This is a genomic window from Pantoea rwandensis, assembly GCF_000759475.1.
Classification (GTDB): domain Bacteria; phylum Pseudomonadota; class Gammaproteobacteria; order Enterobacterales; family Enterobacteriaceae; genus Pantoea; species Pantoea rwandensis_B.
Window position 1 is genome coordinate 2,025,465 of sequence record NZ_CP009454.1, and the last position, 13,662, is coordinate 2,039,126.

Annotated in this window: 8 protein-coding genes and 1 pseudogene; 3 read left to right on the plus strand and 6 right to left on the minus strand. The window is 55.7% G+C overall.

Annotated features, from left to right (window positions below; translation table 11 throughout):
• Window positions 1-5: 5 nt before the first annotated feature.
• From vapC to LH22_RS09275, 5 genes are all read right to left on the minus strand, one after another.
• Window positions 6-404, minus strand: a complete 399-nt coding sequence (vapC, locus tag LH22_RS09255; RefSeq protein ID WP_038645912.1) for a type II toxin-antitoxin system tRNA(fMet)-specific endonuclease VapC — start codon at window positions 402-404, stop codon at window positions 6-8.
• On the minus strand, window positions 404-637 hold the full coding sequence (gene vapB, locus LH22_RS09260; protein WP_038645915.1) for a type II toxin-antitoxin system VapB family antitoxin: 234 nt from the start codon (window positions 635-637) through the stop codon (window positions 404-406). The genes vapC and vapB overlap by 1 nt, the downstream gene beginning before the upstream one ends.
• 71 nt (window positions 638-708) lie before the next feature.
• A complete protein-coding gene (gene mdtC, locus LH22_RS09265; protein WP_038645917.1) occupies window positions 709-3,777 on the minus strand; it encodes a multidrug efflux RND transporter permease subunit MdtC in 3,069 nt (1,022 codons plus the stop codon).
• Window positions 3,774-6,896 (minus strand): MdtB/MuxB family multidrug efflux RND transporter permease subunit, encoded by a 3,123-nt coding sequence (locus LH22_RS09270; protein WP_038645919.1) that lies wholly within the window; start codon window positions 6,894-6,896, stop codon window positions 3,774-3,776. Before LH22_RS09270 ends, mdtC begins: the two co-directional genes overlap by 4 nt.
• Complete coding sequence (locus LH22_RS09275; protein WP_038645922.1) at window positions 6,896-8,122, minus strand: MdtA/MuxA family multidrug efflux RND transporter periplasmic adaptor subunit; 1,227 nt, start codon at window positions 8,120-8,122, stop codon at window positions 6,896-6,898. The genes LH22_RS09270 and LH22_RS09275 overlap by 1 nt, the downstream gene beginning before the upstream one ends.
• A gap of 251 nt (window positions 8,123-8,373) precedes the next feature.
• On the opposite strand from LH22_RS09275, the gene LH22_RS09280 reads away from it, so the two are divergent.
• The 3 genes and pseudogenes from LH22_RS09280 to LH22_RS09290 all read left to right on the plus strand — a co-directional run bounded on the left by LH22_RS09280 (window position 8,374) and on the right by LH22_RS09290 (window position 12,170).
• A complete protein-coding gene (locus LH22_RS09280; RefSeq protein WP_038645925.1) occupies window positions 8,374-9,486 on the plus strand; it encodes an RNA-guided endonuclease InsQ/TnpB family protein in 1,113 nt (370 codons plus the stop codon).
• 167 nt (window positions 9,487-9,653) lie between these two features.
• Window positions 9,654-10,616: an aldo/keto reductase gene (locus LH22_RS09285; RefSeq protein ID WP_038645927.1), complete on the plus strand. Its 963-nt coding sequence runs from the start codon at window positions 9,654-9,656 to the stop codon at window positions 10,614-10,616.
• 213 nt (window positions 10,617-10,829) lie between these two features.
• Window positions 10,830-12,170: pseudogene (locus LH22_RS09290) on the plus strand (carbohydrate porin).
• Between the two features lie 138 nt (window positions 12,171-12,308).
• Here LH22_RS09290 and yegD read toward each other — a convergent pair.
• The gene (gene yegD, locus LH22_RS09295) at window positions 12,309-13,661 is read right to left on the minus strand and encodes a molecular chaperone (protein WP_038645930.1); all 1,353 of its coding nucleotides are present in this window, start codon (window positions 13,659-13,661) and stop codon (window positions 12,309-12,311) included.
• Between the last annotated feature and the right edge of the window lies 1 nt (window position 13,662).

A 13,662-nucleotide genomic window follows, 5' to 3' on the forward strand; every position in this document is an offset into this window, starting at 1 on the left:
TTGTGTTAAAGCCAGTTTTCGCTGATTAACCCGTTCATCCGTGAAAATTCGCGCAGGTTGTTGGTAATGAGTGTTAGCGCTTCACTTCTCGCATGTGCAGCGATGTGCAAATCATTCAGACCAATGGGTGTGCCTTTCTTTTCAAGCTCAGCGCGGATCGAGCCGTAATGAAATGCTGCCTTTTGATCGTAACTGAGCACGTCCAGACGCGAAATGAAGTCTTCAACCGTGCGTAAATTCCTTTCAGGAAAAGCACTTTTTTCCGCGCCATGAACGAGTTCAGCAAGCGTAATTGAAGAGATGACCATGCGCCCGACGTTGGCGTTAAAGCGTTCAAGAACCTCAATCGGGCGGCGTTTAATGACATAGATGACGATGTTGGTATCCAGCATGTAGCGATGCATTAAAAATCTTCCCTGTCAGATTGCTCCTGTGACGCACGCTCATTCATAAAATCATCACTTACGCTGGGGCCACCGAGGAAAAAACTATCCCAGGCGTTTTCTATAGGTGTGAGAATGCGCTCTTTGCCAATCGCACGCACCGTGACATTTTTCACGTTGTCTGGAAAGCGCATGTCAGCAGGAATACGCACGTTTTGCGTACGATTATTGGTAAACACGGTACCTTGAGACATATAAACCTCCTTCATAGTGACTGGATAAAGTTTACTCGCTTTATGCTATGTAGCAAAGGTGTATAGCATGGTCATTCGGTAATCAATGCCGTTTTTTTACGTCGACTCAGCTTATCCATCATCAGAAACACCACCGGCGTGGTGTAGAGCGTGAGTAGCTGGCTCATCACCAATCCGCCTGCAATAGTGATGCCCAGCGGCTGGCGCAGTTCAGCACCATCGCCGCTGGTCAACACTAGCGGCAGTGCACCAAACAGCGCGGCCAGCGTGGTCATCAGAATCGGGCGGAAGCGCAGCTGACACGCCATGAAGATCGCGTCACGCGCGCTGAGATTGCCGTTGCGCTGTGCCTCCAGCGCGAAATCCACCATCATGATGGCATTCTTCTTCACGATGCCGATCAGCAGCAAAATGCCAATCAACGCAATTAAACTGAACGGCGTATTAAACAGTTCCAGCGCCAGCAGCGCCCCGACGCCCGCCGAGGGCAAAGTCGAGAGGATGGTCAGCGGATGCACATAGCTCTCGTACAAAATCCCCAGCACGATATACACCGCGGCAATCGCTGCCAGCATCAGATACAGCTGATTGGATTGCGACTGCTCGAACACCTGCGCGGTGCCGGCAAAACTGCCGCGCACGCTGGAGGGCACACCGAGCGCCGTCATGGTGCGTTCAACCGCCTCTGAAGCCTGAGATAGCGACACGCCTTCCGGCAGGTTGAACGAAATCGTTGAAGCGGCAGACAAACCTTCATGGTTCACCGACAGCGGCGCATTGGCGGGCTGCCATTGGGCGAACCAGCTGAGCGGGATCGCTTTGCCATCACTGTTGATCACGAACATCTGATCCAGCGCACTGATATCCTGGGTGTAGCGCGGATCGACCTCCATCACCACCTTGTACTGGTTCAGCGGCTGATAAATGGTAGAGATCTGCCGTTGACCGAAAGCATTGTTCAACAGCGCGTTGGCGGTCGAAACCTCAATGCCCAGCCGCGCCATACTTTCACGGTCGTAGGTCAGATCCATCTCACTGCCTTTGTCTTGCTGATCGGAGTTCACGTCTACCAGCTCCGGCAACGCGGCAAACGCCTGACGAATTTTCGGCTCCCACTCACGCAGGTCGGCGAGATTATCCGACAGCAAGCTGTACTGATAGCTGGCATTGGATTCACGTCCACCGATGCGAATATCCTGCACCGCGTTGAGATACAGGTTGGCGCCAGGCTCTTTCGCCAGCTTGGTGCGCAGGCGCGCAATCACTTCCTGGGCGTTTTCACTGCGCTCCGACAGCGGCTTGAGCGAGACGAACATCGAACCGCTGTTGGTGCGCGAACCGCCGGTAAAGCCAGTGACGTTATCCACTGCTGGATCGGCCTTGATGATGTTCATAAAGTCCTGCAGCTTGCCGCGCATCGCCTGGAACGAAATGCTTTGATCTGCCGAGATAAAACCGTTCAGTCGTCCGGTGTCCTGCTCCGGCATAAAGGTTTTGGGGATCGAGATAAACAGATACACGGTCAACCCAACGGTGGCGAGCAGCAGCATCAGTACCCAGATGGCGTGGTTCAGCACCCATCCCAACGAGCGCGCGTAGCCGTTTTGCACACTCAGCATCACTTTGGCAAAACCCCGCGTGCGCGGCTGGCTGCGCTTTTCCTGCGGTTTCAACAGGTAGGCGCACATCATCGGCGTCAGTGTGATGGAGATAAACAGCGAGATGAGGATCGCCACTGACAGCGTGATGGCGAATTCCGAGAAGAAGCGCCCAATAATTCCGCCCAGCATCAGCAGCGGCAGGAACACGGCAATCAGCGATAGACTCATCGACAGCACGGTAAAGCCCACTTCGCGCACGCCGGTTAGCGCCGCCTGTAGCGGTTTCATCCCTGCTTCAACGTGACGCGCGATATTTTCCAGCACCACAATCGCATCATCGACGACAAATCCGGTGGCGATGGTGAGTGCCATCAGCGACAGGTTGTTGAGGCTAAAACCGCACAGATACATGGCGGCGAAAGTGCCAATCAGCGAAACCGGCACGGCGGCGGCAGGGATTAAGGTGGCGCGTCCATCCCGCAGGAAAACAAACACCACCAGAATCACCAGCACAACCGCAATCATCAATGACTGCTCCACTTCCTGCAGCGAGGCGCGAATGGTGGGGGAACGGTCCTGAGCGATCTGTAAATCGATGGCGGCGGGGATCACTTCATGCAGTAGCGGCATCTCGCTGCGAATTCGGTCCACGGTTTCAATGATGTTGGCATCCGGCGATTTGCGCACCACCAGCAGCACCGCCGGTTTGCCATTGGTCATCCCGGCGTTGCGCACGTCCTGCACCGAATCCTGCACGTTGGCGACATCGCTCAGGCGGACGGCTGCGCCATTGCTGTAATGCACCACCAGTGGCTGATATTCGCTGGCGGTTTGCAGTTCATCGTTGGTGCGAACCTGCCAGCGCTGCTGCACATCATCAATCGCCCCTTGCGGACGGCGCTGGTTGGCGTTGCTGATGGCGGTACGTACCGCATCCAGTGATACCCCTTGGTTAAACAATGCCTGCGGGTTGAGATCGACGCGCACCGCAGGCAGCGAACTGCCGCCCACGGTCACATCACCGACGCCCTGAATCTGAGACAACTTCTGCGCCAGTTGCGTTGAAGCGTAATCATACAGCTGACCGGGATTATAAATGTCCGAGGTCAGCGTCAGGATCATGATCGGTGCATCTGACGGGTTCGCTTTGCGATAGGTCGGACGGCTCGGCATGCCGGTCGGCAGCAGGCTTTGTGCGGCGTTGATCGCGGCCTGCACGTCACGCGCTGCGCCGTTGATGTCGCGGTCAAAATCAAACACCAGAATCACGCGCGTGCTGCCGAGTGAACTGGTGGAGGTCATTTCACTGACACCGGCAATGCGCCCCAGCGAACGTTCCAGCGGCGTGGCGACCGAAGCCGCCATAGTTTCAGGTGACGCGCCGGGCAGCGAAGCGGTAATCACGATCACCGGGAAATCCAGCTGCGGCAGCGGGGCCACCGGCAGCAGGCGGAAACCGAGAATACCGGCCAGCGCAATCGCCAGCGTCAGCAGCGTGGTCGCCACTGGCCGATGGATAAACAGTGCGAAGAACTTCACGGCTGCGCCTCAGAACGCTTAAAGCGACGGCGCGTGGCGTGGGCCAGTCGGTCAAACAGCAGATAGATCACTGGCGTGGTAAACAACGTCAGGATTTGGCTGAGGATCAAGCCGCCGACCATGGCAATGCCTAAAGGATGGCGCAGTTCAGCGCCAACACCGGTGCTCAACATCAATGGCAAGGCACCGAGCAGTGCCGCCATGGTGGTCATCAGAATCGGACGGAAACGCAGTAAACAGGCCTGATAGATCGCGTCACGCGGTGCCATACCTTGCTCACGCTCGGCGGCCAGCGCAAAGTCGATCATCATGATGGCGTTTTTCTTCACGATACCAATCAGCAAGATAATGCCAATGATGGCGATAATATCCAGCTCATTGCCGCTCAGCATCAGCGCCAGCAGCGCGCCCACACCCGCTGTTGGCAGCGTGGAGAGAATGGTGATCGGATGGATAAAGCTCTCATACAGCACGCCGAGCACGATATACATCGCCACCACCGCCGCGATAATCAGCCACACGGTACTGGTGAGCGCCGCTTCAAACGCCAGCGTGCTGCCCTGGAACTGCGTCATCATTTCGGCCGGCATGCCGACCTGATCTTCGGCTGCACTGATGGCTTTCACCGCTTCGCCCAGCGAATAGCCTTCGGCGACATCAAACGAGAAGGTGGCTGACGGGAATTGATCGAGGTGATTAATGCTCAACGCCGCATGACGCTCTTCGATCTGCGCGATGGCACTGAGCGGAACGCTGCCGCCGTCGGTGCTGGTCAGTCGAATACCGTCGAGACTGGCCAGCCCCGGCGTTTGCTCATTGTTCTGCTCCAGCACCACGCGATACTGATTGGCCTGGGTATAAATGGTGGAGATCAATCGTTGACCGAAGGCGTTGTACAGCGCGTTATCGACATCCGCCATGGTGATACCGAGGCGGCTGGCGCTATCGCGATCGACACGGATAAAGGCTTCCAGCCCTTGATCCTGCCAGTCGCTGCTGACGTCACGCAGCTGCGGCAAGCTATTGAGTTGTGTCAGCAGCTTCGGTACCCAGGTGCTGAGTGATTCCAGCGAGCCCGATTGCAGCGTGAACTGGTACGGCGTGCGGCTCGCCTGGGTTTCAATGGTCAAATCCTGCACGGGCTGCAGCCACAGTGAGACGCCGGGCACTTTATCAATCTCTTGCTGCAGGCGTTTCTGCACTGCGGGAATGCGGTCATCACGCTCGCTGAGCGGTTTGAGATTGATCTGCAAGCGCGCGCTGTTCAGTGCCGCATTGGTACCATCGACGCCGACAAACGACGTCATGCTCTGCACCGCCGGGTCTTTCATGATGATCGACGCCACATCGCGCGTGCGATCCGCCATGCTGCTGTACGACACCGACTGCGGCGCCTGTAAGGTGCCCTGAATAATGCCGTTGTCCTGCTGCGGGAAAAAGCCTTTCGGGATGGCGATCCACATCAACACTGTCAGCAGCAGGGTGCCGAGCGCCACCGATAAGGTGATCCACGGATGCTGCAACACGCGGGTTAGCCAGCGGCCATAACCAGCAATCACCCGATCAAACATCGCTTCACTGGCTCGCGAGAAGCGATTCTGTTTGCGCAACGATTCGGCGCTGAGCATGCGTGCACACATCATCGGCGTCAGCGTCAACGATACTACGGCGGAGATCAGTATCGCCACTGCCAGCGTCACCGCAAACTCACGGAACAGGCGACCAATCACATCGCCCATAAACAGCAGCGGGATCAGCACTGCAATCAGCGAGAAGGTGAGGGAGATAATGGTGAAGCCGATTTCGCCCGCGCCTTTCAGCGCCGCCGTCATCGGCTTTTCGCCTTTTTCGATATAGCGCGAGATGTTCTCGATCACCACGATGGCATCGTCGACCACAAAGCCGGTGGCAATGGTAAGTGCCATTAGCGTCAGGTTATTGATCGAGAAACCGAGGAAATACATCGCCGCAAACGTCCCGACCAGCGACAGCGGGACCGCCACGGCCGGGATGATGGTGGCAGGCACGTTACGCAGAAACAGATAGATGATCATCACCACCAGGCCAATCGCCAGCATTAATTCGTGCTGGGTATCCGCCACCGATGCACGGATATTGGTGGTGCGGTCGGTGAGCAGTTTCACGTCCACCGATTTGGGCAGTGTGGCGGTAAGGGAGGGCAGCAACGTACGAATACTGTCAGCGGTGGCGATGATATTGGCACCCGGCTGGCGCTGTACGTTGAGCACAATTGCCTGCTGGCGGTTAGCCCAGGCCCCGAGCCAGCTGTTCTCCGCACCTTGTTCAATGCTGGCGACATCGCCTAAGCGTACCGGCGCGCCGTTGTTATAGCTGATGATCAGCTTGCGGTAATCTTCGGCCGAGGTCATTTGGTCATTGGCCGCCAGCGTAATTGAGCGCGTTGGGCCATCCAGGCTACCTTTGGCGGAGTTAACGTTGGCGTTGGTGATCGCGGTGCGCACGGTTTCGCTGGTCAAGCCTAATGCGGCCAGCGCCTGGGTATTCATTTTCACGCGTACCGCCGGGCGCTGTCCGCCGGATAGCGTCACCAGGCCCACGCCGGTGACCTGCGAAATTTTCTGCGCCACGCGCGTTTCGACCATGTCCTGCACTTGCGTCAGCGGCATGCTGGTGGTGGTGACGGCGAGCGTCATGATCGGTGGATCGGCAGGATTGACCTTACTGTAAACCGGCGGGTTGGGCAGATCGCTGGGCAGCAGATTGGTGGCAGAGTTGATCGCCGCCTGTACTTCCTGCTCGGCAACATCCAAAGAGAGGGAAAGCTGGAACTGCAAGGTCACTACGGAGGCACCGCCGGAACTCTGCGATGCCATCTGCTTCAGCCCTGACATCTGGCCGAACTGGCGCTCAAGCGGGGCGGTAATCGAGGACGTCACCACATCCGGGCTGGCGCCGGGATAGAGCGTGACCACCTGAATCGTCGGGTAATCCACTTCGGGCAGCGCCGATACCGGCAGAAAGCGGTAACCGAGCACGCCTGCCAGCAGAATGGCAATCAGCAGCAGTGTGGTCGCCACCGGGCGCAGAATAAACAGGCGTGACGGGCCGCCACTGCTGTCTGGGGGCATCACCTGCATTATTGACGCTCTCCGCGCGCAGGCTGGGCGGCGCGCGTGCTGTGTGTGGCAGTACTTTGCGGTGATACCACTTCAACAGTGGCACCTTCGGTCAGACGGTCCAATCCGTCAGTAACCACGCGCTCACCGGCGTCGAGCCCGGCACTGATCACCACTTTCTGGCTGTCCTGCAAGCCCGCCGTCACGCGCTTCTTGCTCACTTTGTTTTCGCTATTGACCACCCAGACAAAGTGGCCGTCGTTGCTCATTTGCAGCGCAGCCGTTGGGATAACCACCGCATCCTGCAGCGTGTCCACTTTCAGGCGCGCGTTGACGAACTGATTGGGGAACAGCGCATCATCCTGATTATCGAAGCGCGCTTTGAGTTTGATGGTGCCGGTGGTGGCATCAATCTGGTTATCGAGGCTGAGCAGCGTGCCGCTGGTGAGCAGGGTTTTGTTACTGCGATCCCAGGCTTCGACAATCAACGGCTGTCCACTTTTCTGTGCCTTGAGAATCTGGCTAATGTTGTTTTCGGCGACGCTGAACACCACGTCAATCGGATGGGTTTCGGTGATCACCACTAAGCCAGTGGTATCGCCAGAAGTGATGTAATTACCGACATCAACCTGCTTCAGCCCGACGCGACCGGCGATCGGCGCGGTAATGCGGCTGTAGGTGAGATTAAGCTGCGCGCTGGCGACGTTACCTTCATCGGCTTTAATCGTGCCCAGCGTTTCACTCACCAGCGAGCGTTGCGTGTCCAGTTCCTGCTGCGACACCAGTGAGGTTTTCGCCAGTTTTTCATAGCGACTAAGATCGCGACGCGCATTGGCGAGCGTGGCCTGATCTTTTGCCAGCTGGCCCTGGGCCTGAATTAACGCGACCTGATAAGGGCGGGGATCGATTTCGGCAAGCAGTGCACCCGCGGCCACCTGCTGGCCTTCCTGGAAATGTAAAGCCATCAGCTGACCGTCAACGCGGCTGCGTACGGTGACGGTATTCGCGGCGGTCACAGTGCCGAGTCCGCTGAGATAGTAGGGCACGCTTTGCGTGGTTGCGGCAGCCGCCTGCACCGGTGCCAGAGGACGGCGATTGGCGCCGCCTGCGCCACGACCATGATGCTGTTGGCCCTCGGCTTGCGGCTGTTTACTCGGTTCCGCAGGATGCTGCCACCAGTAATATCCACCGGCCAGTGCGGCGACCGCGACGATAGTTATCAGGCTTGTTTTCAGTCGACTGTTCATCTGCTTGCGTGCTCTCCAGCGGTTTCGTTTTCCCCAAATGCGAAAGCAAAATGGCCGTTTCGCAAACGAAATGATTGTAGTCGCTCGTACCGGGCAAAAATTGAAGGAATTAAGAATATCGCCCCTGGCAGGCTAAGTATTCATCTGAATGTTCCTGTAAAGCCCATCCTTTCACGACGGGGGGGTAAGGGGAAGCTTACCAACCTAACATCTTTTGTGTTTTCACATTTTTCTCAATATTATGTGAAACCATCAAACGCGCATTTAAATACAGGTTCTACCCAACTCCCGAGCAGGTTGAGCTATTGGCTCTAACGTTCGGCTGCGTGCGTTTCGTCTATAATTCAATCCTTCGCTGGCGCACCGATGCTTATTATGAGCGACAGGAAAAGATTGGCTATGTTCAGGCTAATGCCCGGTTAACCGCCCTTAAAAAGGAGCCAGAATTTTCCTGGTTGAAAGATGTTTCCTGCGTTCCTCTCCAGCATTCGCTACGCCACCAACAGACCGCTTTTTCTCACTTTTTCGCCGGGCGAGCCGCCTACCCAGTCTTTAAAAGTAAACGCCATAAACAGTCGGCGGAATTGACAGCCAGCGCGTTTAAATACCGCGAGGGTAAGTTGTATATGGCAAAGAGTAAAACGCATTTAGACGTGCGCTGGTCGCGTCCATTACCGTCTGTACCTTCCACCGTCACGATCTCCAAAGATGCTGCTGGGCGATATTTTGTGTCATGCCTTTGTGAATTTAAGCCTGTATCACTGCCGATCACCGCCTGTACGGTCGGCATTGATGTTGGCTTACATGATTTGTTCGTAACTGATACTGGATTCAAAACTGGCAATCCCCGTCATACCGCTAAATATGCGAAGCAATTAGCTCTGCTACAGCGTCGATTGAGCAGGAAGCAAAAAGGCTCAAAGAATCGCGCCAGAGCCAGCGCCAAAGTCGCCCGCATCCACGCTAAAATTGTTGATTGCCGTTTGGATAACCTGCACAAGCTGTCCCGCAAACTGATTAACGAAAACCAAGTTGTTTGCGTCGAATCCTTGAAAGTAAAAAACATGATCCGCAACCCGAAACTGTCTAAGCACATATCAGACGCAAGCTGGGGCGAATTTGTGCGGCAGCTTGAGTATAAAGCTGAATGGTCGGGGAGGTCGCTGGTCGCAATTGACCAGTATTTCCCATCCTCAAAGCGTTGTAGTTGTTGCGGTTATATATCCAAATCCCTGCCTCTTAATGTTCGTCACTGGCAATGCCCTGAATGCAGCGCTAAACATGATCGTGACGTTAATGCGGCTATCAATATCAAAACCGCCGGGCTGGCGGGGTTTGCTTGCGGAGAGTCTGTAAATCCTTGATGCCTTCTTCGGTGTCAAGGTTCGACTTTGTGAAACAAGCATCCCCTTTCTCTAGAGAAGGGAGTTGTCAAATTACGTAAACATTTTGGCAGGAAAACGCATAAGCGCAGCGATTTCATTTGCTAAGCTCAAAGGCAGTCATGTCTCGTTTCAATAAGGAGAACAAAATGAGTCAACAGAAAACCCGTCAGCTTGGCGACAGTGGTATTCAGGTTCCGCTTCTCACTTTTGGCGGCAACGTTTTCGGCTGGACAGTCGACGAGAAAACCTCGTTCTCACTGCTCGACGCGCTGGTGGAAAAAGGGCTGTTCTTTATCGATACTGCGGACGTTTATTCGCGCTGGGCACCCGGTAATGAAGGGGGCGAGTCTGAAACCATCATGGGTAAATGGCTGAAAAAAAGCGGCAAGCGCGACAGTATCGTGCTGGCGACGAAGGTGGGGATGGAACTGTCTCCGGAGAAAACCGGGCTAAAACCGGCTTACATCCGTCAGGCAGTGGAAGATTCGCTGCGTCGTTTGCAAACCGATGTGATCGACCTTTATCAGGCGCACCGCGACGACCAGGATACGCCGCTGGTTGAAACCCTCAAAGCTTTTGATTCGTTGATTAAAGAGGGAAAAGTGCGCGCGATTGGCGCCTCCAACTACAACGCAAAACGCTTGCAGGAAGCGCTGGATATCAGCAAGAAAGAGGGGCTGGCGCGCTATGAAACGCTGCAGCCAGAATACAATCTGTATGACCGGCAGGAGTATGAAAGCGGGCTGGAGCAGGTGGCGGTTAAAAATGGCCTCGGTGTGATTAACTACTACTCACTGGCCAGTGGCTTCCTGAGCGGCAAATACAAAAAGCCGGAAGACGCCAGCAAAAGTAAACGCGGGCAGGGCATCGTTGAGAAGTACCTGAATGAGCGCGGCAAGCGCATTATTGAAGCGCTGGAGGATGTCGCGGCTTCGCATGATGCGTCAGCGACGCAGGTGGCTCTGGCGTGGCAGATTGCCCGTCCGAGCATCACCGCACCGATTGTGAGTGCGACCTCGCTGGAACAGATTAATGAGCTGGTGAAAGCCACCGAATTAGAGTTGAGTAAGCAAGAGATCGAGGAACTGGCGAGCGCCAGTAAGCTGTAATCCACACGGGACGCGACGGCGTCCCGCTTTATTTTGTTTTTTTGCCATGCAAAAAATGCCATTTCTGTAAAAAGATATTCATTCATAGACCCTTGTCACAGTTGCGTTAATTAACTATCACCCTTCCAATCAGTGCGCACATATTTGCAAAAATTGACATAACGCCAGCACTATCCTCTGTTCGATCCTTTCCCGTAACATCACAAAAGAATAATGATCATGAACAGAAAAAAAGCAGTGCAGCATATGCCCCGTCTGGCAGCGGGCACCCTGATGTTTGCGATGTTGAGTACATCAGCAATGGCGGCTGATGCATTCAGCTATGACTCACCTTACATGTTTGGCGATTGGGGTGGTTCCTGAACGCAGCTGGAAAAAGACGGCATTAAATTCGACGTCAACTACACCATGGAGAGCGCCTCTAACCTGGGCGGCGGCGCGGATACCAACACATCCATGCGCTACAGCGATCAGTGGGCGTTTGGCGCCAACTTTGACCTGGAAAAACTGCTGAACTGGCAGGATGCACAATTCCAGATGACCATCACTGACCGTAATGGCCAGAACATCTCCGATCAGGTCGCCGACCGTCGTACCGGCATGCTCTCTTCAACGCAGGAAGTATACGGCCGTGGACAAACCTGGCGCCTGACGCAGTTCTGGTTGAGTAAAGGCCTGTTTGATGACGCGGTAAACCTGAAAGCCGGCCGCGTCACCGTGGGTGAAGACTTCGATAACTTTGACAGTAAGTTCCAGAACCTTGCTTTTGGTAGTGGTCAGGCGGGTAACTGGCGTGGCGATCGTTGGTTCAACTGGCCTGTCTCCCAATGGGGCGGTCGTGTGAAATTCAACATCACACCGGAAGTGTTCTTCCAGGTCGGCTTCTATAACCAGAACAGCGCTAACTACGATCGCGGCGATGGCTTCCGTCTGGATACCAGCAACTCTGAAGGCAACATGGTGCCGGTGGAACTGGGCTGGAAACCGACTTTCGGTGCCGACAAACTGCCGGGTAACTACCGTATCGGGTATTACTACTCGTCTGCCAACAGCGATAACTACGGCAGCTGGCGCGATGGGGCTTATCAGAGCCAGGATCACGCCTACGGCGGTTATGTGCTGTTGCAACAGCAGTTGACAGCGCAAGGCGGGGACGCCAGCCGTGGTTTGGGTGTGACGGTGCAGGCGGTGATGAACGACCACAAAACGTCGAAAACCGACAATTACCAGTCCATCAGTTTCACCTGGAAAGGGCCGTTTGATGCGCGTCCACAGGATGAAATCGGTGTCGGTGCGGCGCGTATTCACGTTAACAGCGCCTATACCCGTTCGCTGCGTGAGCAGAACAACGCTAACGGCGAAACTGACTTCAACAGCCCGACCTATCTGCCGATTCAGGATGGCTCGGAGTATAACTATGAGATCTATTACAATGCTCAGCTGACCAAATGGCTGCAGCTGCGTCCGAACCTGCAGTATGTGGTGGCGCCGGGTGCAGTGAGCGAAGTGAAAGATGCGTTTGTCGGTGGCATCGCGGCGAATATTAACTTCTGATTCGCGGATGCACATGAAAATGGCGGCCAGATGGGCCGCCATTTTTTTGTCGCTTACCTATAGCGCCACAACGCCATTCGCCTCTGCCAGCGAGTCAGTCAATTCAGCGGTAAGCGATGGAGCAGGTCGCGGTAGCGATTAACGGAACATCACTTCTGCCCAGCGCGCCAGACCGGCGGTGACCGAGCCAAAGTCATCGCCACCGGCAATCGGCGTGTCTGGCAATGCTTGCTGTAATGCCGCACGCAGCACCGGCGACCGTGCGCTGCCGCCGGTCAGGTAAATCACTTCCGGCTTGGTTTCACAGGTGGCGAGTGCCAGATGCACTTGCTCGAGGATACGTTCCAGTGGCTGGTTGATGGCTTCTTCCAGCTGGGCGGCACTGATTTCAGCCTGCAATGACTGGGCGATAAACGCCAGTGACGCTTCGGTCTCCGGCAACTCGGACAGCGCGATTTTGCTCTCTTCAGCGGCACGCACCAGACGATAGCTTAGCTTCTGTTGCCACACTTTCAGCAGGTGCGCCACTTTATCGCCCTGCTCGGCATCGCGAATCAAATCGCGCAGCAATTTACCGCTCGCGGCAGAGTAGAAGTCGCTTTGCGCCGGAACATCGTTAATCGCCACCGCATTCCACCACGGCAGTGCGGGCAGGGCGGTGCCTTTTTGCGTGTTACCACCGAGACCCAGCAGAGGCATCAGGGTTTTGAACGCGAGGATAATGTCGAGATCGTTACCGCCCACGCGGCAACCACTGTGGCCCAGCAAACTTTCACGACGGTCGGTTTTATTGCGCCACTCTGGGCCCATCAACAGCATCGAGCAGTCGGTCGTACCGCCGCCGATATCCACCACCAGCACACGCGTCTCTTTCTCCAGCGTGGCTTCAAAGTCCAGCCCGGCGGCAACCGGTTCAAACTGGAATTCCACGTCGCGGAAACCCGCACGCTTCGCCGCACGCAGCAGAATACCCTGCGCCTGCTGGTTTGCCTCTTCGCCGCCAAGGCCCTGGAAGTTGATCGGGCGGCCGATCACGGCTTGCTCAATCGGACGGTCTAGTTGGGTTTCGCCCTGCTGGCGAATGTGCAGCATCATGGCGCACACCAGATCTTCGAAGAAGGCGATTTGCTGTGGTTTAAGGCCGTTGGCGCCAAGGAAAGATTTCGGTGATTTCACGAACCACACTTCTTCCGGATCCACCATATATTGTTGCAGCGCGGTCAGGCCGAACTGCACGCTTGCCGCGGTCACTTCGATATCTTCTTCGCGGTTATAGCGCAGGGCACGCTGGAGCAGCGCGGTACCCTCGGTGTCCGGTGTCGGCACCTGATGATGGCGGTGCAGCCATTCGCTGATCGCTTCACGCGTGGGTGCACAAATCATGGAGGGAAGCAGGCGCTGACCCTTCTCCAGTGTCAGCAGGCGCGGTGTACCGTTATCGCTGACCGCGATAGAACAGTTGGCCGTGCCGTAATCGAATCCAATGAACATT